Annotated in this window: 24 protein-coding genes; 8 read left to right on the top strand and 16 right to left on the bottom strand. The window is 72.4% G+C overall.

Annotated elements, in window-relative coordinates; all coding sequences use genetic code 11:
- Positions 1 to 190 precede the first annotated feature (190 nt).
- The 3 genes from PS467_RS30435 to PS467_RS30425 form a co-directional block, all read right to left on the bottom strand.
- A complete protein-coding gene (locus PS467_RS30435; protein ID WP_268974865.1) occupies positions 191 to 979 on the bottom strand; it encodes a DUF3710 domain-containing protein in 789 nt (262 codons plus the stop codon).
- Between the two features lies 1 nt (position 980).
- On the bottom strand, positions 981 to 1,508 hold the full coding sequence (dut, locus tag PS467_RS30430) for a dUTP diphosphatase (RefSeq protein ID WP_268974864.1): 528 nt from the start codon (positions 1,506 to 1,508) through the stop codon (positions 981 to 983).
- 109 nt (positions 1,509 to 1,617) lie between these two features.
- Positions 1,618 to 2,199 (bottom strand): PaaI family thioesterase, encoded by a 582-nt coding sequence (locus PS467_RS30425; RefSeq protein WP_311037882.1) that lies wholly within the window; start codon positions 2,197 to 2,199, stop codon positions 1,618 to 1,620.
- A gap of 59 nt (positions 2,200 to 2,258) precedes the next feature.
- Between PS467_RS30425 and PS467_RS30420 the strand changes: the two genes are divergently transcribed.
- Positions 2,259 to 2,705: a DUF3093 domain-containing protein gene (locus PS467_RS30420; RefSeq protein WP_311037881.1), complete on the top strand. Its 447-nt coding sequence runs from the start codon at positions 2,259 to 2,261 to the stop codon at positions 2,703 to 2,705.
- 18 nt (positions 2,706 to 2,723) lie between these two features.
- Here the strand turns inward: PS467_RS30420 and PS467_RS30415 are convergent, their stop codons facing one another.
- From PS467_RS30415 to PS467_RS30400, 4 genes are all read right to left on the bottom strand, one after another.
- Positions 2,724 to 3,527, bottom strand: a complete 804-nt coding sequence (locus tag PS467_RS30415) for a hypothetical protein (RefSeq protein ID WP_311040001.1) — start codon at positions 3,525 to 3,527, stop codon at positions 2,724 to 2,726.
- Positions 3,446 to 3,748: a DUF4193 domain-containing protein gene (locus tag PS467_RS30410; protein WP_268974861.1), complete on the bottom strand. Its 303-nt coding sequence runs from the start codon at positions 3,746 to 3,748 to the stop codon at positions 3,446 to 3,448. The genes PS467_RS30415 and PS467_RS30410 overlap by 82 nt, the downstream gene beginning before the upstream one ends.
- Before the next feature lie 406 nt (positions 3,749 to 4,154).
- On the bottom strand, positions 4,155 to 5,402 hold the full coding sequence (locus tag PS467_RS30405) for a sensor histidine kinase (RefSeq protein WP_311037880.1): 1,248 nt from the start codon (positions 5,400 to 5,402) through the stop codon (positions 4,155 to 4,157).
- Between the two features lie 6 nt (positions 5,403 to 5,408).
- Positions 5,409 to 6,062: a response regulator transcription factor gene (locus PS467_RS30400; protein ID WP_268974859.1), complete on the bottom strand. Its 654-nt coding sequence runs from the start codon at positions 6,060 to 6,062 to the stop codon at positions 5,409 to 5,411.
- A gap of 379 nt (positions 6,063 to 6,441) precedes the next feature.
- Between PS467_RS30400 and PS467_RS30395 the strand changes: the two genes are divergently transcribed.
- Positions 6,442 to 6,615 (top strand): hypothetical protein, encoded by a 174-nt coding sequence (locus PS467_RS30395; protein WP_020867951.1) that lies wholly within the window; start codon positions 6,442 to 6,444, stop codon positions 6,613 to 6,615.
- 167 nt (positions 6,616 to 6,782) lie between these two features.
- Here the strand turns inward: PS467_RS30395 and PS467_RS30390 are convergent, their stop codons facing one another.
- Complete coding sequence (locus PS467_RS30390) at positions 6,783 to 7,583, bottom strand: inositol monophosphatase family protein (protein WP_311037879.1); 801 nt, start codon at positions 7,581 to 7,583, stop codon at positions 6,783 to 6,785.
- A 68-nt stretch (positions 7,584 to 7,651) separates the two neighbouring features.
- Positions 7,652 to 8,803, bottom strand: a complete 1,152-nt coding sequence (locus PS467_RS30385; RefSeq protein ID WP_268974857.1) for a ferrochelatase — start codon at positions 8,801 to 8,803, stop codon at positions 7,652 to 7,654.
- Positions 8,804 to 8,922: 119 nt separating this feature from the next.
- Here PS467_RS30385 and PS467_RS30380 point away from each other — a divergent pair, with 119 nt between their 5' ends.
- Together PS467_RS30380 and PS467_RS30375 are read left to right on the top strand one after the other, a co-directional pair.
- Complete coding sequence (locus PS467_RS30380) at positions 8,923 to 10,170, top strand: MFS transporter (protein WP_311037878.1); 1,248 nt, start codon at positions 8,923 to 8,925, stop codon at positions 10,168 to 10,170.
- Entirely contained in the window at positions 10,133 to 11,449 is a 1,317-nt protein-coding gene (locus PS467_RS30375; RefSeq protein ID WP_311037877.1) for a D-arabinono-1,4-lactone oxidase, read from the top strand. The genes PS467_RS30380 and PS467_RS30375 overlap by 38 nt, the downstream gene beginning before the upstream one ends.
- 4 nt (positions 11,450 to 11,453) lie before the next feature.
- Here PS467_RS30375 and PS467_RS30370 read toward each other — a convergent pair whose 3' ends face one another.
- Positions 11,454 to 12,266, bottom strand: a complete 813-nt coding sequence (locus PS467_RS30370) for a hypothetical protein (RefSeq protein ID WP_311037876.1) — start codon at positions 12,264 to 12,266, stop codon at positions 11,454 to 11,456.
- Positions 12,267 to 12,679: 413 nt separating this feature from the next.
- Between PS467_RS30370 and sepH the strand changes: the two genes are divergently transcribed.
- Positions 12,680 to 13,756: a septation protein SepH gene (gene sepH / locus PS467_RS30365; RefSeq protein ID WP_432280653.1), complete on the top strand. Its 1,077-nt coding sequence runs from the start codon at positions 12,680 to 12,682 to the stop codon at positions 13,754 to 13,756.
- Positions 13,757 to 13,847: 91 nt separating this feature from the next.
- Here sepH and PS467_RS30360 read toward each other — a convergent pair whose 3' ends face one another.
- The gene (locus PS467_RS30360; RefSeq protein WP_311037874.1) at positions 13,848 to 14,684 is read right to left on the bottom strand and encodes a sulfurtransferase; all 837 of its coding nucleotides are present in this window, start codon (positions 14,682 to 14,684) and stop codon (positions 13,848 to 13,850) included.
- A 289-nt stretch (positions 14,685 to 14,973) separates the two neighbouring features.
- On the opposite strand from PS467_RS30360, the gene PS467_RS30355 reads away from it, so the two are divergent.
- Positions 14,974 to 15,750, top strand: a complete 777-nt coding sequence (locus PS467_RS30355; protein WP_311037873.1) for a VOC family protein — start codon at positions 14,974 to 14,976, stop codon at positions 15,748 to 15,750.
- Positions 15,751 to 15,980: 230 nt separating this feature from the next.
- Positions 15,981 to 16,843, top strand: a protein-coding gene (locus tag PS467_RS30350; protein WP_311037872.1) for an IS5 family transposase whose coding sequence is annotated in 2 segments (ribosomal slippage) — positions 15,981 to 16,337 and positions 16,340 to 16,843 — 861 coding nt in all. Because the reading frame shifts where the segments join, the coding sequence is not laid out codon by codon here.
- A 9-nt stretch (positions 16,844 to 16,852) separates the two neighbouring features.
- On the opposite strand, the gene PS467_RS30345 is transcribed toward PS467_RS30350, so the two are convergent.
- From PS467_RS30345 to PS467_RS30330, 4 genes are all read right to left on the bottom strand, one after another.
- Positions 16,853 to 17,521 carry a thymidine kinase gene (locus PS467_RS30345; protein WP_268974850.1) on the bottom strand — a complete coding sequence of 223 codons (669 nt, stop codon included), beginning with the start codon at positions 17,519 to 17,521 and terminating at the stop codon, positions 16,853 to 16,855.
- Positions 17,522 to 17,567: 46 nt separating this feature from the next.
- The gene (locus PS467_RS30340; protein WP_311037871.1) at positions 17,568 to 18,809 is read right to left on the bottom strand and encodes an alkaline phosphatase family protein; all 1,242 of its coding nucleotides are present in this window, start codon (positions 18,807 to 18,809) and stop codon (positions 17,568 to 17,570) included.
- Positions 18,809 to 19,405, bottom strand: a complete 597-nt coding sequence (locus PS467_RS30335) for a DUF5998 family protein (RefSeq protein WP_268974848.1) — start codon at positions 19,403 to 19,405, stop codon at positions 18,809 to 18,811. The genes PS467_RS30340 and PS467_RS30335 overlap by 1 nt, the downstream gene beginning before the upstream one ends.
- An 83-nt stretch (positions 19,406 to 19,488) precedes the next feature.
- Positions 19,489 to 22,335: a bifunctional acetate--CoA ligase family protein/GNAT family N-acetyltransferase gene (locus PS467_RS30330; protein ID WP_311037870.1), complete on the bottom strand. Its 2,847-nt coding sequence runs from the start codon at positions 22,333 to 22,335 to the stop codon at positions 19,489 to 19,491.
- A gap of 184 nt (positions 22,336 to 22,519) precedes the next feature.
- On the opposite strand from PS467_RS30330, the gene PS467_RS30325 reads away from it, so the two are divergent.
- On the top strand, positions 22,520 to 22,801 hold the full coding sequence (locus PS467_RS30325) for an HPr family phosphocarrier protein (RefSeq protein ID WP_030842668.1): 282 nt from the start codon (positions 22,520 to 22,522) through the stop codon (positions 22,799 to 22,801).
- 154 nt (positions 22,802 to 22,955) lie between these two features.
- On the opposite strand, the gene PS467_RS30320 is transcribed toward PS467_RS30325, so the two are convergent.
- Positions 22,956 to 23,711 (bottom strand): GntR family transcriptional regulator, encoded by a 756-nt coding sequence (locus tag PS467_RS30320; protein WP_311037869.1) that lies wholly within the window; start codon positions 23,709 to 23,711, stop codon positions 22,956 to 22,958.
- Positions 23,712 to 23,730 lie beyond the last annotated feature (19 nt).

Here is a 23,730-nt window from a genome sequence, read left to right as displayed (position 1 = left end):
CGCGGCTCGCCCCTCTCCCCCTGAGAGCGTCACGAGGTCTCGCGCCCCTGAGTACGGCCGGTGCGGCGGGTGTGTTCAACGCGTCGCGGGAAGAGGCTCGAAGAAGCTCCGGGAAACGCCGCAGGGGCCCGGGGGCCCTGCCCCGGGCCCCTGCGGGCCTTGGCTTCCCTGCCGTGCGCGACGGCGCGGCTCAGCGCACCTCGGAGATCTCCGGGCCGCGCTGGAGCCGGTCGGCGCCGCCCGCGAACCGCGAGCCCTGCGCCTGGTCCTGCTGCACCCCGTCGGGCACCATCTGCGCGTCGTTCGGCAGTTTGAGGACGATCGGATCGCGCGGGGCCATCGGGCCCTCGCCGCGCACCACGACCGTGTCCCGGAAGATCGCTTCCAGGAGGCTGCCGGTCTCGGGCTGCACCGCGCCCTGCCCGGAGATCACTCCGCGCAGGAACCAGCGGGGCCCGTCCACGCCGACGAAGCGGACCACCTGCACACCGTTCTTGCCGTCCGGGAGCTGCACCGGCACCTGGGCGCGCAGCTCCCAGCCGAGCGGGCCCTCGACCTCGTCCACGACCCCGCCCTGCTGGGTGATGCCGGTGGCGATCTCGTCGCGCACCTCGCCCCAGATGCCTTCCTTCTTGGGCGCGGCGAACGCCTGGAGCTGCACGGCGCTGTCCCGCAGCACCACGGTCGCGGCGACGATCGCGTCCCCGGCGACCTCCACCCGCAGCTCCATGCCCTCGACGCCGGGCACGAACAGGCCGCCGAGGTCCACCCGGCCCTCGCCGGGCTCGCGCACCTCGGACACGTCCCAGGGGCCTTCGGGGCGCGGGGCCGGCGGCAGGCTCACCCGGCCGGTCTCCGCGGATGCGCCGGTGTCCTCAGCGCCGTCCGCGTCCTTCGCGTCCTCGGCCAACTCCTCGGAGGCCACGTCGAGCGACTCGACGTCCTCCTTGCTGCTGCGCTTGCGGCGACGTCCGAACACGTCATCGTCCTTCCCGGTCGGAACCGACCGAAGCGTATCTATTCCCGCCCGTTGCCCTACCCGTTGTGCCGTCCACGGCGGCATGACCGCCGGTGGACCCGAAGCCCCCTTCGGCCCGCGCCGACCCGGGAAGCTCCGCCACCTCCTGGAAGCGCACCTTCTCGACCTGCTGGACGACCAATTGGGCGATCCGGTCGAAGCGCTCGAACCGCACGCTCTCGCGCGGGTCCAGATTGACCACGATCACCTTGATCTCTCCACGGTACCCGGCATCGATGGTCCCCGGGGCATTCACCATGGCGACGCCGCAGCGCGCGGCGAGTCCGGACCGTGGATGCACGAAGGCGGCATACCCCTCCGGGAGCGCGATAGACACTCCGGTGGGCAGAACCGCGCGCTCCCCGGGGGCCAGCTCGGCCGCCTCGGTGGTGACCAGGTCGGCCCCCGCGTCGCCGGGGTGGGCGTACCCGGGGAGCGGGACCTCGGGGTCCACCCTGCGGATCAGCACGTCGACGGGCACCGGGCTCATGAGGTCCTTACTGTTTCGTCCGCCGCCCCGCCCGCGAGCGCTTCGCCCGCGAGACGCGACGGCGCGGCCTGCGTCATCGTCCTCGGCCGGGCGGACCCGCGTGCGCCGCTCACGGGTTCACCTCGAAGGCGCGCGCGACCCTCACCTGATCCGGATCGGCGAGCGCCGCGTCGATCTCCTGCGCCCGGCCGTTCTCGATGAAGTGGTCGACCCGCACCTCTATGAAGAGGGCCTGGGCCCGCACCGCGAGGCTGCCGTCCGGGCCGCCGATCCGGCCCGTGGCCGAGCAGTAGATCTTACGGCCGTGCACGGCGGTCACCCGTGCCTCCAGGTGCAGCTGGGTGCCGACGGGCACGGGCCGCACGAAGTCCGTCTCCAGCCGCCCGGTCACCGCGATCACCCGCTGTAGCCAGTTGAGCGAACCGAGCGTCTCGTCCAGCGCCGCGGCCAGCACCCCGCCGTGGGCCAGGCCCGGTGCGCCCTGGTGCCCGGAGCGCACGGTGAACTCGGCGGTGACGCTCACGCCCTCGCCCGCCCGTGCGATCAGCCCCAGGCCCCGCGCCTGATCGCCACAGCCGAAGCACTGGTCGTAGTGCGCGCCGAGGGGCTCCCCGGGCGGGGGCGCGTCGGGATGGCGCACCGGCGCCGTGGCGCCCTCCGGCGGCGTCAGCCCTGTCGTTCGTCCAGTCACAACGGCTGACCTTACCCGCGAGAACACCCCGGATCGGCGGCCATGCCAAGCTGATACGTATGCAGCGTTACGAAGAACGCCTCAGCGCGCCCCGTTCCTGGTGGTTCATCGCCTTCCTGATCGGGGTCTCGGTGGGATTGATCATGCTGCCGTTCGGCACCCTGCCGATGCTCGGCGGGCTGATCGGTGGTGCGGCACTGGCCTGTGTCGCGGTGAGTTCCTACGGCTCGGCGCGGGTGCGCGTGGTGGCGGACTCACTGGTGGCGGGCGAGGCGAGGATTCCGGTGTCGGCCCTGGGGACCCCGGAGGTGCTGGACGCCGCCGAGGCAACCGCCTGGCGGACGCACAAGGCCGATCCGCGGGCGTTCATGCTGCTGCGCAGCTACATCCCGACCGCGCTGCGGGTGACCGTCACTGACCCGGAGGACCCGACTCCGTATGTGTATGTGTCCACGCGGGACCCGGAGGCGCTCGCCGCCGCGCTCACGGCCGTGCGCTCCGCGTGACCGGGCGCGTGCCGGGGGTCACTTCACGAGGGGCAGCGGGAGGTCCCAGGGGGTCTGCTTGATCCGCAGGTCCTTGCGGACCCTGCGCGCGAGCCTCTTGGTGTCGCGCCGGTTCATCGCGGCTCCCACGGTCGCGCCGACCATGAAGGGCGCCAGGACCGGCAGGTTCCGGAAGCTGCGTCTGAGGATCTGCTGCCGCAGCTCCCGCTTCATCTGGACGCCGAGGGCCGCGTTGACGCTCGCCGGCACGGTGACGTCGATACCGCGCTCGTCGGCCCAGGACCCGAGATAGGCGATGGCGCGCTGGCGCGCGGTGCCGGGCGCACGCACTCCGTAGACCTCGTGCAGCTCGGCGATCAGCTTGATCTCCACGGCTGCCACGCCGACGATCTCGGCGGCCAGCTCGGTGGGCATGGCGGGCGGGGCCGGCAGCATCGCCGCGGCGCCAACGCCCGCACCCACGGTGGAGGTGCCATGGGCGGCACCTGCCACCAGCTTGTCCGCGAGCTCTTCGGGGCCCAGCCCCGGGAACTGCCGACGCAGAGTCGCGAGGTCGCGGACCGGGACGCGTGGAGCGTTCGCGATGATCCGGTCGGCGACCGCGTGAACCCCCGCTCTCGCACGCTCACCGCCGCGTCGCACGCCGTGGCGGACGGCGGTCGCGAGCGAGGCCGTCCGGCCTCGCTCGACATACGCCTCGTCCACGCCGTCGTGCTCCGCCTCCACGCCGACCCCGCGGCTCAGGCCGCGCAGTCGCGGCAGATCGGCTGGCCGTTCTTGGTCTCGCTGGCCAGCTGACTGCGGTGGTGCACGAGGAAGCAGCTCATGCAGGTGAACTCGTCCGCCTGGCGAGGCAGCACCCGAACGGACAGCTCCTCGTTCGAGAGATCCGCGCCGGGCAGCTCGAGGCCCTCCGCCTGCTCGAACTCATCCACGTCGACGGTGGACGCGGACTTGTCGTTCCGCCGGGCCTTCAGTTCCTCGATGCTGTCCTCGTTGACGTCATCGTCGGTCTTGCGTGGGGTGTCGTAATCCGTTGCCATGTCGCTCTCCCCCTCTGGGTGTCTGCGGTGTCTCCAGCGCACGTAACGCGTGAGAGGCCGGACTTGTGCCCGACCCGAGGCGGAGATTTTGCCTCACATCAAGGTCTGTTACTCAATCGACACCCAACCGCACCCCTGAAGAGGTGATCGGGTTGGATGGCCATCGGGACCGTACACGGTCCGAATGTCGCACTCGCATGCGCCATGACGTGTACTTCCCGTGATCACGGCCCCCGAAAACCCGGATTTTCCCGGCTTTCCGTCAACCGCGACGATCACTCAGTGTATATGGCCGGAAAATCGCCCATGTGATCGATCACACACCATGCAGGTGGTGGGCGGATCACCAAAATTCCGCCCAAAGCGAACAGACCCCGGGCGCGTCCCGGCCCCGGTCCCTCCGGCGTCAGACCGGGAGCACCACCCGCATCACCAGGCCGCCTCCCTCGCGCGGCTCCGCCGCGATCCTGCCGCCGTGGGCGCGCGCCACCGAGCGCGCGATCGACAGCCCGAGGCCGACGCCCTTGTCACTGCCGGTGCGCTCGGTACGCAGTCTGCGGAACGGTTCGAAGATGTTGTCCATCTCATAGGCCGGGACGACCGGGCCGGTGTTCGCGACCACCAGCACCGCCTGGCCCTGCCGGCTCTCGGTGGTGACCTCCACCCAGCCGTCCGTGGCCACGTTGTAGCGCACCGCGTTCTGCACGAGGTTCAGCGCGATCCGCTCCAGCAGCACCCCGTTGCCCTGGACCACCGCGGGACCGCGGTTTCCGCGCAGCTCCACGCCCTTGTCCTCGGCCTCCGCCCGGACCTGCTCCAGCGCCTGGGAGGCGACCTCGGCGAGATCCACCGGCTTGCGGTCGACGATCTCGTTGTCGCTGCGGGCCAGCAGCAGCAGGCCCTCCACCAGTTGTTCGCTGCGCTCGTTGGTGGCCAGCAGGGTCTTGCCCAGCTGGGTCAGCTCCGGCGACGCCTGCGGGTCCGAGAGCTGCACCTCCAGCAGGGTGCGGTTGATCGCCAGCGGGGTGCGCAGCTCATGCGAGGCGTTGGCGACGAACCGCTGCTGGGCGGTGAACGCCCGGTCCAGCCGCTCCAGCATCTCGTCGAAGGTGTCGGCGAGCTCCTTGAGCTCGTCGTCCGGGCCGTCCAGCTCGATCCGCCGGGACAGGTCCGAACCCGCCACCTGGCGCGCGGTCCGGGTGATCCGGCCGAGCGGCGAGAGCACCCGCCCGGCCATCGCGTAGCCGAAGGCGAAGGCGATCACGGACAGGCCCAGGAGGGCGATCAGGGAGCGGCGCAGCAGCCCGTCCAGGGCCAGCTGGCGCTGCTCCTTCATGCAGGTGTTCAGCACCGCGTTGAACTGGTCGGGGCTGCTCTGGCCGATGATCTCGGGACAGGTGTTGTTGGTCGGCTGGACACTGCCGCCGACCAGCTTGAACGGCAGCTCGTTGCCCACGTGCAGGGCCTGGGCGGCCAGCAGGTAGATGATCGTCAGCAGCACCACCCCGGCGATCAGGAACATCCCGCCGTACAGCAGGGTGAGCCGTATCCGGATCGTGGGGCGCAGCCAGGGGTTGGGGCGCGAGCCGTGCTGCGGGTCCCAGCTGGGCTTGGGCGGCACCGTCGGCGGCGGTGGGGTCGGAGTCGTCGCCATGCCGGATCAGATCCGGTAGCCCGAGCCGGGCACGGTGACGATCACCGCGGGCTCGCCGAGCTTGCGGCGCAGGGTCATCACGGTCACCCGGACCACGTTGGTGAACGGGTCGGTGTTCTCGTCCCACGCCTTCTCCAGCAGCTGCTCCGCGGAGACCACGGCGCCCTCGCTGCGCATGAGCACTTCGAGGACCGCGAACTCCTTCGGGGCGAGCTGGATCTCCTTGCCGTCCCGGAACACCTCACGGCGGTTGGGGTCCAGCTTGATCCCGGCGCGCTCCAGCACGGGCGGCAGGGCGACGGTGGTCCGGCGGCCGAGCGCGCGGACCCGCGCGATCAGCTCGCTGAACGCGAAGGGCTTGGGGAGATAGTCGTCCGCGCCGATCTCCAGGCCCTCCACGCGGTCGCTGACGTCACCGGAGGCGGTGAGCATCAGGACACGGGTGGGGATGCCGAGTTCGACGATCTTGCGGCATACGTCGTCGCCGTGGACGAGGGGCAGGTCCCGGTCGAGGACGACGACGTCGTAGTCGTTGACGGCGATCCGCTCCTGGGCGGCGGCTCCGTCATACACGACGTCGACGGCCATGGCCTCCCGGCGCAGTCCGGTGGCCACCGCGTCGGCGAGCAGCTGCTCGTCCTCGACGACGAGTACACGCACGTCGTTAGTCCTTCCTTCATTGCCGCAGTGGGCGTGTTGCCGCAGTGGGCGTGATCTCGCCAAACTCCATGAGCGTTCGGCGCCTCCATCCTGCCTCGAAGTCTCATAAACCGGCGGTAAGAGGGATCGTCGCGGGATCTTGCGGCCGGTGCGGTGGGCGGCCGCGCGGGGCGGGCGGACCCGGGAAGACCGAATTCAGATTCTTTTGGCGGCCGAGGTTTCCGCCGAGGACGGGGTGGGGAGGACGACTGCACACCCGCGATCACGCCCTGTCTCCGGCATCCCCTTGGTTGTCCTTGCCGTCGGCAGGGGCCACGCACGTGATCGTCCCACCGTCGGCACACCCCCGTGCCACCGACCCACGATGAGGGGGCGCAACATGGACGCGTTCACCGCAGGCATTCTGCAGCGCATAGAAAACACCAAGTCCGATCTCATTCGCGCCCGTGAGACGGGCGACGATTTCCTTGTGGACGTGGAGCAGTCGGAGCTGGAAGACCTCCGTCGCCTCGCCGCCGAGCACGGTGTCGAAGTAAGCGCCTCGTTTGCCTGATCCCGTGGTGGATTCCGGACCCGATCCAGATCCGGAATCCACGTAGCCGATTCCCCTTTCACCGCCGGATGTGATCCAGAAAACATCCGGTCACCACGCCGAAGCGCTCCGGTGTCCTCATGGCACCGGAGCGCTTTGGCGTGCCCAGCGGCCGGGCCGGGGCGGGGTCAGTCGTGCCAGGCGCCCAGGTCCTCCAGAAGCCGCTGCAACGGCTCGAAGAGGCCGGGAGGGGCGGCGACGGTCAGCTCCGTGGCGGCCGGAACGCCCGGCCGCCCTCCGGTGAGCGCGCCCGCCTCGCGCGCGATCAGCGCCCCGGCCGCGAAGTCCCAGGGGTTGAGCCCGCGCTCGTAGTAGCCGTTCAGCCGGCCGCAGGCCACATCGCACAGGTCGATGGCGGCCGATCCGCCGCGCCGGATGTCCCGCACCCGCGGCAGCACCTCCTGGAGGACCCTGGCCTGCCCGATACGGCGCTCGCGCACGTACCCGAAGCCGGTGCCGATCAGCGACTCCTCGAGCGGGGGCGCGGGGCGGCAGTGCACCGGCTCCCCGTTCAGCCGGGCGCCCTGGCCCAGGACCGCCTGGAAGGTCTCGCCGCGCACCGGGGCGATCACCACCCCGACGACCGTCTCGCCGTCCTTCTCGGCGGCGATGCTGACCGCCCACGACGGCAGGCCGTAGAGGTAGTTCACGGTGCCGTCGAGCGGGTCGATCACCCAGCGCACACCGCTGCTGCCCGCGCTGCTGGCGCCCTCCTCCCCCAGCACCCCGTCCTGCGGGCGGCGGCGCGCGAGGAGGTCGGTGATCAGCTTCTCGGCGGCGATGTCCATCTCGGTGACGACGTCGATCGGGCTGGTCTTGGTGGCCGCCACCCCGAGGTCGGCCGGACGGCCGTCGCGCAGCAGGTCACCCGCGCCGCGGGCGGCCTCCAGCGCCGTGTCGAGGAGTTCGGTCATGAGCGGGTCGGTCATCGTGCTCCTTGGTGGAATACCCGCCAGGGGCGAGCGGTGGCGGGCCGGGAACGGCAGGGCGGGCGCGCTCAGTCGGACCCCGCGGCGGCGGGGCGCGGCGACCGGGCCGGACAGCAGCCCACCGGGCACACGTCATGGCTCGGGCCGAGGGCGCCCAGGGCGCAGCGCTCCGGGGCGGCCGCCGCCCGGTCCTCGGCGAAGCGCTCGGCGGCCGCGCGCTCCAGCACCAGATCGCGCACGCCCGCCGCGAACCGCGGATCGGCACCGACGGTCGAGGCGCGGGCGACCGGCAGACCGAGCTCGGCGGCCTTGGCCGCGGCCTCGGTGTCGAGGTCGTACTTGACCTCCATGTGGTCCGAGACGAAGCCGATCGGGACCATGACGACGGCGGGCACGCCCTCGCCGTGCAGCTCCTCGAGGTGATCGCAGATGTCCGGTTCCAGCCAGGGGATGTGCGGCGCGCCGCTGCGCGACTGGTAGACCAGCCGCCAGGGGTGGTCGATGCCGGTCTCCGCACGCACCGCGTCGGCGATCAGCCGGGCGACATCGAGGTGCTGGGCGACATAGGCGCCCCCCTCGCCGTGCTCGGTGTGCGCCTCCACCGGGCCCGAGGTGTCGGCGGCGGCGGTCGGGATGGAGTGCGTGGTGAAGGCGAGATGGGCCCCGGCGCGCCGCTCTTCGGGCAGCTGGGCGAGCGCGGTCAGCGTGGCGTCCACCATGGGCCGGACGAAGCCGGGGTGGTTGAAGTAGTGCCGCAGCTTGTCGACGCGCGGCAGCGGCAGGCCCTCGCCCTCCAGGGCGGCCAGGGAGTCCGCGAGGTTCTCCCGGTACTGGCGGCAGCCGGAGTACGAGGCGTAGGCGCTGGTGGCCAGCACCAGGATGCGGCGGTGGCCGTCGGCGACCATCTCGCGCAGGGTGTCGGTCAGATACGGCGCCCAGTTGCGGTTGCCCCAGTAGACCGGCAGGTTCAGGCCGTGTTCGGCGAAGTCCTCGCGCAGCGCCGCCAGCAGCTCGCGGTTCTGCGCGTTGATCGGGCTGACCCCGCCGAAGAGGAAGTAGTGCCGGCCGACCTCCTTCAGCCGCTCGCGGGGGATTCCCCGCCCGCGCGTGACGTTCTCCAGGAACGGCACCACGTCCTCGGGGCCCTCCGGCCCGCCGAAGGAGAGCAGCAGCAGTGCGTCATAGGGGTCGGGGGATGGCTGTACTGACTGATCCGGCATGCTCCCGATCCTGCCACCAGCCCCTGACGGGCGGAAAACGGCCCTGGGCGAGCCGGTGCCGGGACCGTAATCTGTATCAGCTTCTACGATCCTTACCCTGCTCACCGGCGGAGCCTGCCTTGTCCAGTACCAGCCCCTACCGCGCGATCTTCGCCGCTCCCGGTGCCAAGGAGTTCTCCGCGGCCGGTCTTCTGGGGCGGATGACGCTGTCCATGGCGGGCATCGGCGTGGTCACCATGGTCTCCGAACTCACCGGCCGGTACGGGCTGGCGGGCGCCCTGTCGGCCACGCTGGCGCTCTCCGCCGCCGTCGCCGGCCCGCAGATCTCCCGGCTGGTCGACCGGCACGGCCAGCGCCGGGTGCTGCGCCCGGCGACCCTGGTGGCGCTCACCGCCGTCGCCGGGCTGCTGCTGAGCGCGCACTGGGGCTGGCCGGACTGGACGCTGTTCGTCTTCGCCGCCGGGGCCGGCTGTGTGCCCAGTGTCGGTTCCATGGTGCGGGCCCGCTGGGCGGCGATCTACGGGGACTCCCCGCGGGAGCTGCACGCCGCGTACGCCTGGGAGTCCATCGTCGACGAGGTCTGCTTCATCGTCGGGCCGGTCGTCTCGATCGGGCTGTCCACCTCCTGGTTCCCGGAGGCGGGCCCGCTGCTGGCCGCCTGCTTCCTGGCGGCCGGGGTCTTCTCGCTGACCGCGCAGCGGGCCACCGAGCCCGTACCGCATCCGCGCGGGCACCACTCCGGCGGTTCGGCGCTGCGCTCGCGCGGGCTCCAGGTGCTGGTGGCCACCTTCGTGGCGCTCGGGGTGATCTTCGGGGCGATCGACGTGGTGACGGTGGCCTTCGCCGAGGACGAGGGCCACAAGGGCGCGGCGAGCCTGGCCCTCTCGGTGTACGCGCTGGGCTCCTGCCTCGCGGGCGCGGTCTTCGGGCTGCTGCGCCTGAAGGGATCGGCGGCCCGTCGCTGGTTGTGGGGAATTTGTGCGATCGCCGTGAGTATGATCCCGCTCCAACTGGTCGGGAACCTGCCGTTCCTGGCCGTGGCGCTCTTCGTCGCGGGCCTGGCCATCGCACCCACGATGGTCACCACCATGGCCCTCGTCGAACGGCACGTACCACGCGCGCATCTGACCGAGGGCATGACCTGGGTGAGCACCGGGCTCGCGGTCGGGGTGGCGCTCGGCTCGTCGGCCGCCGGAGGGGTGGTGGACGCGGCCGGCGCCCGTGCGGGGTACGCGGTGCCGGCCGTGGCCGGGGCGCTCGCGGCGGCGATGGCGTTCCTCGGGTACCGCCGGCTCCGGCCGGCGCCACAGCGGGAGGGGTCGGGTACGGATGACCGTAAAGACCGTGCGGAGCGGCGTGTGGCGTAACTGGGCGGGGAATGTGACCGCCCGCCCGGTGCGGAGCGTGGCCCCGTCGTCCACCCAGGAGCTGGCCGAGCTGATCCGCCGGGCCGCGGCGGAGGGGCTGAAGGTGAAGGCGGTGGGCACCGGGCACTCCTTCACCACCGTGGCCGCCACCGACGGGCTGCTGATACGCCCGGACCGCATGGCGGGCGTGCGCGGGCTGGACCGCGAGGCGGGGACCGTGACCGTCGCGGCCGGCACACCGCTGCGGCAGCTCAACGAGACGCTGTCGGCCCATGGGCTGTCGCTGGTCAATATGGGCGACATCATGGAGCAGACGGTGGCCGGGGCGACCGCCACGGGCACCCATGGCACCGGCCGGGCCAGCGCCTCGATCGCCGCCCAGATCAAGGGCCTGGAGCTGGTGACGGCGGACGGTTCGGTGCTGCGCTGCTCCGCGGCGGAGCACCCGGAGATCTTCGCGGCCGCCCGGATCGGGCTCGGTGCGCTCGGTGTGGTCAGCGAGATCACCTTCGGTGTGGAACCGGAGTTCCTGCTCACCGCGCGTGAGGAACCGATGCCCTTCGACCGCGTGATGGCCGATTTCGATCAACTCGTGGCCGAGAATGAGCACTTCGAGTTCTATTGGTTCCCGCACACCGGAAACTGCAACACCAAGCGGAACAACCGCAGCACCGGCCCCGCCGCCCCGGTGGGCCGGCTCAGCGGCTGGGTCGATGACGAACTGCTCTCCAACGGCATCTTCCAGGTGGCCTGTTCGGTGGGCCGGGCGGTCCCCGCCACCATCCCTGGAATCGCCAAGATCTCCAGCCGCGCCCTGTCCGCCCGGACCTACACGGACATCCCTTACAAAGTCTTCACCTCTCCGCGCCGGGTGCGGTTCCTGGAGATGGAGTACGCGGTGCCGCGCGAGGCCGCGGTCACGGTGCTGCGCGAGCTCAAGGCGGCCGTCGAGCGGTCCGGTGTGCGGGTCAGCTTCCCGGTGGAGGTGCGCACCGCGCCCGCCGACGACATCCCGCTGTCCACCGCCTCCGGACGCGAGACCGCCTACATCGCCGTCCATCTGTACCGGGGCACCCCGCACCGGGCGTACTTCACGGTGGCCGAGCAGATCATGATCGCGCACGGCGGCCGTCCGCACTGGGGCAAACTGCACAGCCGCGACGCCGCCTATCTGGCCGGGGTCTATCCACGGTTCGGCGAGTTCACGGCCCTGCGCGACCGGCTGGACCCGGACCGGCTGTTCACCAACGACTATCTGCGGCGGGTGCTCGGCGACTGACCCGTCACCGCCCGGCGGTGGCACCGGCCGTGGGCGTGGCGTCCTCGGAATCTTCCGTTCCGCTGTCCGTGGCACCGCCGGACGGGGTCCGGGACGGGCCGGGGGCGGCGGGCGCGGAGGTGCCCGGCGCGCTCGCGCCACCGGTGCCGCTCCCCGAGCCGGAGCCCTCGCCGGAGTCCTTTCCGGAGCCGGATGATCCGGACGGACCGGGCGTGGGCGTGGTCGACGCGTCGGCCGCGCCGCCCCCGCGGGAGGTGCTCGCGGACGGCGCCGGATCGCCGCCTTGGGACGAGCCGGGGCTCTGGGACGGGGTGGCCGGGTCCCGACGCGAGGGCGCGGGGGTGGACTTCGCGCCCGAGGAGCCGGTCACGCTGTCGCCGACGGTGGTTCCGCTCCGCTCCTCCCCCCAGACGTTGGACACCGGGCCTCCGGAGAACATCTCGATCCCCGTGATGACGCCCATGGCGACGACGAAGGCGGCGAGCGCCCCGAGGGCGTGCCGCCGCCGGCCGCGCAGCCGGGTGCCGTGCGTGGTCGGCGCGCCGTACTCACCGGTGGGCGCCGCTTGCGGGGGCGCTCCCGGCTCGGCGGACCGCCGGCGCCCCGGCGGCCGCGTCTGGACCTGGACCCGCACCTCCTTGATCTGCTCACCGGTACGGCGGAACAGATGCTGGAAGACGGTGCCGCCCGCGGTCGCCACCACGCTCACCACACCGGCACCGAGGATCGTCCCGTAGACGCCGAGCTTGGAGGCGAGCACCGCGGCGGCGACGGCCGCCAGGGCACTGCCGGCCACCTGGGCCACGCTCAGCTCCATCCGTCTGCTCTTGTGTTGTCTCTTGTGTTGTCCGTCGACGTCGGCCTTGCCTTGCATCTCCCGCCTCGCTTGGACATTCGTTCCACCCTGCAGGGAGAAGTGACCGCTAAGCGAAGCAGATCGTTCCGATTCTGACGTTTCTGTGAAACTTGCCACCCAAATCACGCCTCACTTCGAAGGATTCAGGCTCCGAAGCCCCCTCCGGCCATGAACTCGGCTGGCGCGCCGCTCCACCTGAGCGGCCCGAATGGAGTACTGTGACGACTCCTGGCCCCGCTTTCCCGTCCGGCCGCCCGGACCCATCGGGAGGGGTCAGAGGGCGGCAACCAACCGGCCCGGGCAACTCGGCAAAGTTGTGGCAGGCTGCACCCGGGCAGGCCACACTCGTCTAGCGGGAGAGCAGCGACGCAACCGTGACGTCGGCAGGCACCACCCGGGAGGTCCCCATGCCCGAACTGCGTGTCGTGGCCGTCAGCAACGACGGCACACGGCTGGTGCTCAAGGCTGCGGACAGCACGGAGTACACACTTCCCATCGACGAGCGACTGCGCGCCGCGGTGCGCAATGACCGCGCTCGGCTCGGCCAGATCGAGATCGAGGTCGAGAGCCATCTGCGGCCCCGTGACATCCAGGCCCGGATACGTGCCGGCGCCACCGCCGAAGAGGTCGCGCAGATGGCGGGCATCCCCGTCGACCGCGTGCGGCGCTTCGAGGGCCCGGTGCTCGCGGAGCGCGCCTTCATGGCCGAGCGCGCCCGCAAGACTCCCGTGCGCCGTCCCGGCGAGAACACCGGACCGCAGCTCGGCGAGGCCGTCGCGGAGCGGCTGCTGCTGCGCGGCGCGGAGAAGGACACCGCGCAGTGGGACTCCTGGCGGCGGGACGACGGCACCTGGGAGGTGCTGCTGGTCTACCGGGTCGCCGGTGAGCCGCATTCGGCGAGCTGGACCTACGACCCGCCCCGGCGGCTGGTCCAGGCGGTGGACGACGAGGCACGGGCGCTGATCGGCGAGGCCGACGACACGCCCGAGCCGAGCTTCCCGTTCGTGCCGCGGATCGCCCGACTGCCGCGCGACCGGGACCGGGACCGCGACCGCGACCGGTCGTCGTCCGAGCGCCTGGACGACGACTCGGCGCCCACGTCCGCGTCCGCCGCGCTGGACGACGGTTTCGGTGAGCGGGACTCGCTCACCAGCCTGCTGGAGGCGGTGCCGAACTTCCGGGGCGACATGGTCGTGCCCGACGCGTCGGCCCCTCCGCCGGACGAGCCCGCCGAGGAGCCGGAGGCCGTCGAGCCGCCCGCCCCCGCGGCGAGCGCGGGTTCGGCGTACGCGGATGTGCTGATGCCGCGTTCGGTGGCCGGCCACCGCGACCGGCTGACCGGTACGACGGACCGCCAGGCGGAAGCGGACGGCGTCCGTCCGGGACGCCGGGCCGCGGTGCCGAGCTGGGACGAGATCGTCTTCGGCACCCGCCGCAAGAAGCAGGAGTAGCGGCGGAAGAAGCCGTGGACCGCACCGCGGTCCACGACGGCCGGTTCGGGCCCCGCCACCGCATCACCGGTGGCGGGGCCCTTCGGCGTGGTCAGCCCCGCTCGGGTCCCGTGGCCACCGGGCGGGCGCCGTCCGCGGACCATTCGCTCCAGGAGCCGACGTACAGGGCCGCCGGAATGCCCGCCACCGCCAGCGCCAGGACCTGGTGCGCGGCCGAGACCCCGGAGCCGCAGTACACCCCGACCTCGGCGTCCTCGGTGGCGCCCAGGGCCGCGAACCGCTCGGCCAGTTGGCCGGCGGGCAGGAAGTGGCCGTCGGCGGTGACGTTCTCCACCGTGGGGGCGGAGATCGCGCCCGGGACATGGCCGCCGACGGGGTCGATGGGCTCGACCTCCCCCCGGTAGCGCTCGGCCGCACGCGCGTCCAGCAGCACCCCGCGCCGCGCGAGCGCCGCCGCGTCGTCCGCCTCCAGTAGCGGCAGGGCCCCGGGCTCCGGGACGAAGTCGCCCTCGGTCGCGTCGGGCGCGTCGGTGGTCAGGACGCCGTCGGCCGCCGTCCAGGCGGGCAGACCTCCGTCGAGCACCCTTACGGAGGGATGCCCCGCCCAGCGCAGCAGCCACCACGCACGCGCCGCGGCCCACCCCTGCCCGCCGTCGTACACCACCACGCGCCGGTCCCGGCGCACTCCGGCGCGACGCATCGCGGCCGCGAACGCGGAAAGATCGGGCAGGGGATGGCGGCCGGCCTTTCCGGGCGGGCCCGCGAGCTCGGTGTCGAGATCGACGTAGACGGCATCGGGCAGATGTCCCGCCTCGTATGCGGGGCGGCCGGGAGGGCCGCCCAGCTGCCAGCGCACATCGAGCAGGAGCGGAGGCTGATCCTCCGCCAGCTCACCCATGAGATCGAATGCGGTGATGATGGCATGCATAGGAACCACCCTTGCGTAGATATCTCTGCGTCGATTGGACCACCTGGTCACCCTGCGGACAGCTGGGCGCCACCAGAGCGCAATGAAGCCGAAACGGACATGCGGCAGTAAGTCGGGCATTCTGTTGCGGGGCGCGATGAATTGCGGCTCCGCCAGGGCGCCATCGGCGACAGGTGGTGCAAATATCTGTCGGACCCCCCGCATCAGCACCTCCGCACAACCGCCCCGTGTCGCCGACCGGCGCGGGGCCGCACGGCCACCACTCGATGGTCCGAGGAGAGAATGACGTATGACCGAGGCAGCGACTCGGCGCACACCGGGCACGCCCTGCTGGACGAGTCTGATGGTGCACAGCCTTGCCGCGACACAGGACTTCTACCACGCCTTGTTCGGCTGGGAGTTCACACCGGGCCCACAGCAACTCGGCGCGTATGTCCGCGCGGTCCAGGGCGGCCGGCCGGTCGCCGGGTTGAGCGAGCTGCCTCCGGAACGCCACTTGCCGGTGGCCTGGTCGACCTATCTGGCGTCCGACGACGCCGATGAGACCGCCGAGATGATCCGCGCCTGCGGCGGCACCGTGGCGGTGGGCCCGCTGGACGCCGACGAGGCCGGCCGGATGCTGATCGCCGCCGACCCCGAGGGCGCGGTGTTCGGCGTATGGCAGGAGGGCACGTACACGGCGGCGGCGGAGCCCGGGGCGCCGGGGACGCCGGTCTGGCACGAGCTGCTGACCCGCGAGGGCACCGGGGTTCTGAAGTTCTACCAGATGGTCTTCGGCTACCGGGCGGAACCGGCGGCCTCCGAGGAGCCGGGCTGCCGCACCCTGCGCCTGGGCGACCGGCCGGTCTGCGCGATCCAGAGCGTCGGCGACGCCCTGCCGCGCGGCCGGGGCCCGTACTGGATGACGCACTTCGCGGTGGCCGACGTGGCGGAGACGGTGCGCCGGGTCACCGCGTTGGGCGGTCAGGTGGTCCGGCCGCCGTCGCGGGGAGCGACCGGACACCGGGCCACGGTGCGGGACCCGGAAGGGGCCGCCTTCACCGTCGTATCGGCAGACCGGGGCTAGGGTCCGTCGTCACAGGGGGCGCCCGGCCGCGAGCGGGGGCGCCTCCCAGCGGTAGCCGGGGAGGCCGGTGCGGTCGACCGCGATGCGAGCGTCGCCCTCGCACGGGACGTACCCGGGTGATGCGACAACGCGGTGAGCGGCCGTGCCAGCCGTCGGGAGCAGGGCGCCCCCATGGACGACGGACCTAGGGTCCGTCTTCAAAGATCATCCGGGTAGTAGATCATGGTGTCGTGGTACGTCGTCATGAACTCACTGATCAGGAGTGGGAGTTACTCGCTCCGCTGATACCCCGGGCTGCGACGGGGCGTCCTCGCGTGGAGGACCGGCAGGTCGTCAACGGGATGGTCTACAAGATCCGCACCGGGATCTCCTGGCGTGACTTGCCGGAACGCTACGGGCCGTGGAAGACCGTGTACACCCGCTTCCGCCGCTACGCCCTCGACGGAGTCTTCACACGGGCCCTGCAGCAGATCCAAGCCCACGCCGACGCGGCCGGCGACATCGACTGGCTCGTCCAGATCGACTCCACCATCGTCCGCGCCCACCAGCACGCCGCCGCCACCGGCCGAAAAGGGGGCGGCATCGGCAGGACGAACCGGACGATCACGCCCTCGGCCGATCCCGAGGCGGGCTGACAACCAAGATTCACCTCGCCTGTGACGGCAAGGGCCGCCCGCTCGCGATCCTGGTGACGCCCGGCCAACGCCACGACAGTGTCTGCGCACGCCCTCTGCTGGAACGGATCCGTGTTCCCCGCACCGGCCTGGGCCGGCCTCGGTGCAGGCCCGGCCAGGTCATCGCAGACAAGGCTTACAGCTCCCGCGGCTTCCGTGCCTACCTGCGAAGACGCGGCATCGCGCACACCATCCCCGAGAAGACCGACCAGCGACGGCACCGGCTGAGACGCGGAGGCCACGGCGGCCGACCGCCAGGGTTCGACCGGGAGACCTACCGGCGGCGCAACATGATCGAGCGCTGCTTCAACCGGCTCAAGGGCTTCCGCGGGATCGCCACCAGATACGAGAAGACCGCCACTTCCTACGAAGCGGCGGTCACCCTCGCATCGTTCCTGCTCTGGGCAAGATCCGTTTGAAGACGGACCCTAGCGCGCTGACGGGCCGGAGGGCTGGTCGAGCGGGAGCACATCCGGTGACAGGGCGGCGGCGCGGGCTCCGGCGGCCGTCATCCGGCGCCGGTGGTGACGCCGGCACAGCACCTCGTAACCGACCTCGCTCTCCGGCCGGTTGACGTCACCCACGACGACCTGGGCGCCCTCCACGACCATCTGGCCGCCGACGGTACGGGCGTTGTGCGTCGCCCTGGCACCGCACCAGCACAACGCCTCGACCTGAAGCACCTCCACCCGGTCGGCGAGCTCCACCAGGCGCTGGGAGCCGGGGAAGAGCTTGCTGCGGAAGTCGGTGGTGATGCCGAAGGCGAAGACGTCCACATCCAGGTCGTCGACCACCCGGGCGAGCTGGTCTATCTGCGGCGGGGTCAGGAACTGGGCTTCGTCCGCGATGACGTAGTCGACCCGGCCCCCGGCGGTCATCGCCTGGACCACATGGGCGTAGAAGTCGAGGTGGTCGGCGACCTCCACCGCCTCGGTGGCCAGTCCGAGCCGCGAGGAGAGCTTGCCCTCGCCGGCCCGGTCGTCCCGGGTGTAGATCATCCCCTGGAGCCCCCGCGCCGAGCGGTTGTGCTGGATCTGCAGAGCGAGGGTGCTCTTCCCGCAGTCCATCGTTCCGGAAAAGAACACCAGCTCGGGCATGGGGAGGCAGGGCCTTTCGTACGGGCGGGGAGAGGGGGTGAGGGCTTCAGGAGCGTACTTCGAGGAGCGGCACCAGCTGCTCCAGGGGGGTCATCGAACCGTGCAGCCCGACCATGGCGGACTCCTTCGGCTCGGTGTGCGAGGCGACGATCGCGACGTCCTCGCGCGCGGCGGCCACCACATCGCCGATCCGCTGGTACACCCGGTGGTCGACACCCCTGCCGCCGGTGTCGGCACCGCCGGGCCCGCCGAACCAGCCCGCCTCGATGGCCTCGTCGCGACTGGCCACCCACATCCGCTCGCCCAGCACCTCACGCCAGACGGCCAGCACATCGCCGGCGGCGCCGGGAACGGCGTACACATGCCGGGCGCGGCCCTCGCCGCCCAGCAGCGAGACGCCCGCGCGCAGCTCCCAGTCCTCGTCGAAGTCGATGCGCGACTCCGGGTCGAAGGGGATGTCGATCATGCCGTGGTCGGCGGTGACATAGAGCGCCGAGCGGGGCGGGAGGCGCTCGGCGAGCCGCTGGGCGAGCCCGTCGACATAGCGGAGCTGCTCACGCCACTCGGGCGAGTCCACACCGAAGCGATGCCCCTTGCCGTCCACTTCGCTGTAGTACGTGTAGACCAGCGAGCGGCCCGCGGCGCCGAGCTGCTCGGCCGCGAGGTCCATCCGCTCCTCGCCGGAGAGCCGCCCGTGGAAGGTGCCGCCGCTCAGCGCGACCTTGGTGAGCGGGGTCTCGGCGAAGGTCGGCGCGGAGACCTGGCAGGTGTGCACGCCCGCGGCGTCCGCGAGCTGGAAGACGGTGGGATACGGCTGCCAGGCGTACGGATCCGTCCAGGGCTGCCAGCGCAGCTGGTTCATCAGCTGGCCGGTGCCGGGGTCCAGCACCGTGTAGCCGGCCAGGCCGTGGGCGCCGGGGGGCAGTCCGGTGCCCACCGAGGCGAGCGAGGTCGCGGTGGTGGACGGGAAGCCCGCGGTGAGCGGCTCCCCGGAGCCGCCCTTGGAGCCGGACAGCAGCGAGGTCAGGAAGGGCGCCTCGGCGGGGTGGGCGCGCAGCAGCTCCCAGCCGAGGCCGTCGACCAGGAAGACGCAGACCCGGTCGGCGGGTGCGAGCGCCAGACCGGAGGAGAGCCCGGGGACCTCCTGACCCGCGGCGACGGCGGGCAGCAGATCGGCGAGCGAGCCGGTGCCGTACTTCGGCACCGGGGCGGACCGGGGGTCGAGCGGGGTGGGCTCGGGCCAGAGGGAGTCGGCGGAGGGCAGCGGGCCGGTGGCGGAGCCGGACATCAGCGGCCGGTGTCCGGGGTGGCCGCGGTGGCCTCGGAGAGCGCCTGGGCGAAGGCGAGGGTCTGACGGACGCTGTCGGGACCGTCGCCCGCCTCGCTGACGCGCAGGCTGAGGTCGTCGGCGGTGGAGGAGCCGGTGTAGCCGTGGTCGGCCTCGCAGTTGGGGTCGCCGCAGGCGGCGGGCTCCAGGTCGAGGCGGCTGACGGCGCCCCAGCCGATGGTCAGCACGACCTCGCGGGGCAGCGTGCCCGGGGTGTACGACTCGGGGTTGGCGACGACCCGGCTGAGCACCACCGAGGAGATCCGCTGGAGCTTCACGGACTCGGTGGAGGTGGTGGCGTACGGCGACGGGGAGGTGCCGTCCGCGGCCTGCTCGTCGGTATGGCTGACGATGAAGCGGTTGCCGGTGAGGACGAGGACCGTGACATGGCGGCGGACCTCGTTGGCGTCGAAGGTGGTCTCCTGATGGACCAGGTACGACACGATGGGCTCACCGCCCACGGCGGCTTCCACCGCTTCGGCCACGAGTGCCGGGTAATAGCCGCTGCGCTCGATCGCCGCGCGCAGCCCCTGGGTCGTCGTACCGGTCTTCGCCATGTGCACCATCCTACGGGGCCGCACCGACACTGGCGCCCATGGCCGCGAAGGGCCGGACGGCCGGGCCGCCGGGGCCGGGGAGGTCAGTAGGCGGGCATGTGGCGGGGGCCGAGGTCGGTGCGCGGCGGTGGCGGGGCGAGCCGCGCCGAGGCGCCGAGCACGGAGAGGCCCTGCTGGGCGATGACGACGGGCTCGAGGTCCACGGCGACCACTTCCGGATGGTCGTCCACCAGGCGGGACACCCTCAGCAGCAGCTCCTCCAGGGCGGCGGTGTCCACCGGCTTGGAGCCGCGCCAGCCGAACAGGAGTGGCGCGGTCCGGATGGACCGGATCAGCTCGGCGGCGTCCCGGCCGGTGACGGGGACGAGGCTGTGGGCGGTGTCGCCGAGCAGTTCGGAGGGTGCGCCGGCGAGTCCGAAGGAGAGCACGGCCCCGGCGGCGGGGTCGATGGCGGCCCGTACGACGGTGTCCACGCCGCGCGGCGCCATCCGCTGCACGACCAGCCCCAGCTCCTCGGGCCGGCCCAGGTAGTCGGTCAACTCGGCGTAGGCCCGGCGCAGTTCCGCCTCGCTGCCCAGTTCCAGCCGTACCCCGCCCAGGTCGGTGCGGTGGCGCAGATGCGCGGCGGTGGGCTTGAGGGCGACCGGGAAGCCGAGCCGCCCGGCGGCCCGTACGGCGGTGTCGGGGTCGGGCGCGGGGAGGGCGGGCAGCACGCTGACGCCGTAGCGGGCCAGGAGGCGCTGGGTGTCGCCGGGCGACAGCTCGACGCCCGGGTCCGTGTCGTCGCCGGTCCCGCCGGTGTCGTCGGCCGGGGTGAGCAGCACCTGGATGTCGGCGGCGGCGCCCGCCTCGTCGATGTCGTCGTACTCCGGGACCCGTCCGGGCTCGGCGGCCTCCTGCCGCCAGCGCGCGTACCGCACGGCCTCGGCGAGCGCGCGCACGGCCCGCTCGGCGGCGGGGTAGGCGGGGATCCGCCGGGTGCCCGGCGCGGGCTCGCCGCCGGTGCCGGCCAGGGCCGCCGCGAGCTCCTGGATCTCCAGGTGGACCACCGCCACCGGCTTGGCCGGGGTGGGCCCGGACACCTGGGCCGCCTCCCGTACGGCGGCGGCGAGGGCGTCCGCGCGGGCGTCACCGACCCAGGGGATGGCGGTGACGACGACGGCGTCACAGGCGTCGTCGGCGAGGGCCTCGGTCAGGGCGCGCCGGAAGTCGTCCGGGGCGGCGGCCGTGGTGAGGTCGCGGGGCGGCAGCGGGCTGAGTCCCTCGGTGAGGCAGGCGTCGTAGGTGAGCAGGCCGAGCGACTCGGAGTTGCCGAGGATGGCGACGCGCGGACCGGCGGGCAGCGGCTGGGAGGCGAGCAGCACCCCGGCGTCGGCGAGCTCGGTGACGGTCTCGACCCGGATGACGCCCGCCTGCCGCAGCAGGTCGGAGACGGTGGCGTCGGGGATCCGGGTGGTGGGCACGGCATGGCCGGTGGGGGCGCTGCCGCTGTGGCGGGCGCCCTTGACGACGACCACCGGTTTGACGGCGGCGGTGCGCCTGGCGAGCCGGGTGAACTTGCGGGGGTTGCCGATGGATTCCAGGTACATCAGGACGACGTCCGTCCGCGGATCGTCGTACCAGTACTGGAGGAGGTCGTTGCCCGAGACGTCGGCGCGGTTCCCCGCGGACACGAAGGTCGATATCCCCGCGATCCCGGCGAGGCTCGCCAGCCCGGCGCCGCGCCGGTGCAGCCCGGACAGCAGCGCGATGCCGATCGCCCCGGACTGGGTGAACAGGCCCAGCCGGCCGGGGTTGGGCAGCTGTGGGGACAGGGAGGCGTTCAGCCGGACGCCCTCGGCGGTGTTGATGACGCCGAAGGCGTTCGGGCCGATGACGCGCATGCCGTAGGTCCGCGCCTGGCGGACGAGGTCGCGCTGGCGGTCGCGGCCCTCGCGCCCGCTCTCCGCGTATCCGGCGGAGAGCACGACGAGGCCCTGGACACCGTGGTCGCCGCATTCGGCCACCACGTCGGGCACCCGCTCGGCGGGGACGGCGACGACGGCCAGGTCGACGGGGTCCGCAATGGCGCGCAGCGAGCGGTGGGCCGGGACGCCCTCCGGCTCCAGGCGGGTCAGATCGTCGGGGAAGGCCTGGTTGACGGCGTGCACGCGCCCCGTGAAGCCGCCGTCGAGGAGGTTGCGCAGCACGGTGCGGCCGACGCCACCGGAGCTGCGGCTGGTGCCGATGACGGCGACGGAACCGGGCGCGAGCAGCCGCTGGACGGAGCGGGCCTCGGCACGCTGCTCGCGGGCGCGCATGACGGCCAGGGAGCGGTCGGTGGGTTCGAGGTCGAACTCGAGGCGGACGACCCCGTCCTCGAAGCTGCGCTTCTGGGTGTAGCCCGCGTCCGTGAACACCTTGATCATCTTGGTGTTGGCGGGCAGCACCTCGGCGGCGAACCGGCGGATGGCCCGCTCGCGCGCGACGGCGGCGATGTGTTCGAGGAGCGCGGAGGCCACCCCGCGGCCCTGGTGGGCGTCCTGGACCAGGAAGGCGACCTCGGCCTCGTCGGCGAGGGCGGGTCCGGAAGGGGCCGTGAGGCCGCCGTCCGGGGCGGTGGCGGGGGCCGAGTGGGCCGGCATTCCCCGGCTGTCGATGCGGTCGAAGCGGACGGTGGCGATGAACTCGTCCCCGACGATCGCCGCGAGGCCCACCCGGTCGACGTAGTCGTGGTGGGTGAAGCGGTGGACGTCGCGGTCGGAGAGGCGGGGGTAGGGCGCGAAGAAGCGGTAGTACTTCGACTCGTCCGAGACCCGCTCGTAGAAGCTGATCAGCCGCTGGGCGTCATCGGGGGTGATGGGGCGGATCTGTGCCGTACCACCGTCCCGGAGCACCACGTCGGCTTCCCAGTGGGTCGGGTAGGCGTGCTGATCCGGCGGATTCCGCATGGGGCCAGGGTACGGGCCGCGCGCGGTCCGCATGGTGGACACCCTTGCGTCGCGGCCAGGTGTCGGGGGAAGGTCCGTATCGGGCCGGTCCGGGCACGACCGGACTCACTCGGGCATCCCCCGGATGCATACGGACACCGTATGCTTTGGTCTAGACAACCGCACCCACCTGAAGGGCAACACCATGGCTGAGCGCCGCGTCACCATCGGCTGGGCCGAGGGCCTGCACGCCCGCCCTGCGTCGATCTTCGTCCGGGCGGCCACCGCCGCCGGCGTCCCCATCACGATCGCCAAGGCGGACGGCACCCCGGTCAACGCCGCCTCCATGCTGGCCGTGCTCGGCCTGGGCGCCCAGGGCGGCGAGGAGGTCGTCCTCGCCTCCGACGCCGACGACGCCGAGGTGGCGCTCGACCGCCTGGCGAAGCTGGTGGCGGAGGGCCTCGAGGAGCTTCCGGAGACCGTCTGAATTCCCGTGTGAATCCCGAGCGATTCGGGGAAACGGCGCGGCGGGGCCGCAGTGACCATTCCGGTCACCGCGGCCCCGTTGTTTTTCTGTTTCCGCCCGGACTCGGCGACGGAGAACCGAGCCGTGAATCAGCGCCAATAATTTCCGACCACTGTTAATTCTGGCCGCTCGCCGTGTTGACGGAATGTTTCGAAGTCCTCACCGGAATGGGGCGGTGCAGCCGGTATTCCGACAGCGAGCGCTCGGTGTGCACGGTGGCGAGCGTCCGCGCCCGGTCGGCGTCGCCGCGCGCGACCGCGTCCACCAGCGCGCCGTGCTCCGCCCACGACTCCACGGCCCGCGCGGCCGGGTCGGGGCGCCGGGCGCCCTCGGCCGGCGCGGGCTGCGGCGCCGGAACGGCCGCGAACACCCACGCGGTCTTGCGGCGCAGCTGGACGAGCATCCCGGCCAGGCTCGGACTGCCGGACGCCTGGGCGAGCGTCTCGTGGAACCAGTCGGCCAGCGGCCGCAGTTCACCGAGCTGACCGCGCTGGGCCCGCTCCCGGCCGAGCCTGACCAGCCCGCGCAGCACCTTCAGATGCGCCTCGGTGCGGCGCTGTGCGGCCCGCGCGGCGCCCAGCGGCTCCAGCAGCGCGCGGATGTCCAGCAGATCGGCCGCCTCACGTTCGGAGGGCTGGGCGACACAGGCCCCCGCATGCCGCCGGGTGGTCACGAAACCCTCGGACTCCAGGGTGCGCAGCGCCTCCCGGACGGGCACCCGCGAGACCCCGTAGCGCCGGGCGAGGAGTTCCTCGGTGAGCCGGCTGCCGGGCTGGTACGCACCGGAGACGATGTCGTCGCGAATCGCCGTACACAGTGCGTGCGCCGAAATCCGGCGACCGCCCTGGACCGCGGTCGTATCCCCGTTCATTTCCGGTCCCACATTGCCG

Source organism: Streptomyces luomodiensis (genome assembly GCF_031679605.1).
Taxonomy (GTDB): domain Bacteria; phylum Actinomycetota; class Actinomycetes; order Streptomycetales; family Streptomycetaceae; genus Streptomyces; species Streptomyces luomodiensis.
Note: the sequence above shows the minus strand (reverse complement) of the source record. Positions and strands in the feature narration are given on the sequence as shown.

Bases quoted from the DNA above. Each gene is read 5' to 3' on its own strand.
- PS467_RS30345 (WP_268974850.1), bottom strand. From the start codon at position 17,521: ATGCCCGAGCTGGTGTTCTTTTCCGGAACGATGGACTGCGGGAAGAGC.
- PS467_RS30370 (WP_311037876.1), bottom strand. From the start codon at position 12,266: ATGGAGCTGAGCGTGGCCCAGGTGGCCGGCAGTGCCCTGGCGGCCGTC.
- PS467_RS30390 (WP_311037879.1), bottom strand. From the start codon at position 7,583: ATGACCGACCCGCTCATGACCGAACTCCTCGACACGGCGCTGGAGGCC.
- PS467_RS30410 (WP_268974861.1), bottom strand. From the start codon at position 3,748: ATGGCAACGGATTACGACACCCCACGCAAGACCGACGATGACGTCAAC.
- PS467_RS30385 (WP_268974857.1), bottom strand. From the start codon at position 8,803: ATGCCGGATCAGTCAGTACAGCCATCCCCCGACCCCTATGACGCACTG.
- PS467_RS30360 (WP_311037874.1), bottom strand. From the start codon at position 14,684: ATGCATGCCATCATCACCGCATTCGATCTCATGGGTGAGCTGGCGGAG.
- PS467_RS30420 (WP_311037881.1), top strand. From the start codon at position 2,259: ATGCAGCGTTACGAAGAACGCCTCAGCGCGCCCCGTTCCTGGTGGTTC.
- PS467_RS30335 (WP_268974848.1), bottom strand. From the start codon at position 19,405: ATGGCGAAGACCGGTACGACGACCCAGGGGCTGCGCGCGGCGATCGAG.
- PS467_RS30320 (WP_311037869.1), bottom strand. From the start codon at position 23,711: ATGAACGGGGATACGACCGCGGTCCAGGGCGGTCGCCGGATTTCGGCG.
- PS467_RS30395 (WP_020867951.1), top strand. From the start codon at position 6,442: ATGGACGCGTTCACCGCAGGCATTCTGCAGCGCATAGAAAACACCAAG.
- dut (WP_268974864.1), bottom strand. From the start codon at position 1,508: ATGAGCCCGGTGCCCGTCGACGTGCTGATCCGCAGGGTGGACCCCGAG.
- PS467_RS30375 (WP_311037877.1), top strand. From the start codon at position 10,133: ATGACCGTAAAGACCGTGCGGAGCGGCGTGTGGCGTAACTGGGCGGGG.
- PS467_RS30340 (WP_311037871.1), bottom strand. From the start codon at position 18,809: ATGTCCGGCTCCGCCACCGGCCCGCTGCCCTCCGCCGACTCCCTCTGG.
- PS467_RS30405 (WP_311037880.1), bottom strand. From the start codon at position 5,402: ATGGCGACGACTCCGACCCCACCGCCGCCGACGGTGCCGCCCAAGCCC.
- PS467_RS30330 (WP_311037870.1), bottom strand. From the start codon at position 22,335: ATGCGGAATCCGCCGGATCAGCACGCCTACCCGACCCACTGGGAAGCC.
- PS467_RS30355 (WP_311037873.1), top strand. From the start codon at position 14,974: ATGACCGAGGCAGCGACTCGGCGCACACCGGGCACGCCCTGCTGGACG.
- PS467_RS30325 (WP_030842668.1), top strand. From the start codon at position 22,520: ATGGCTGAGCGCCGCGTCACCATCGGCTGGGCCGAGGGCCTGCACGCC.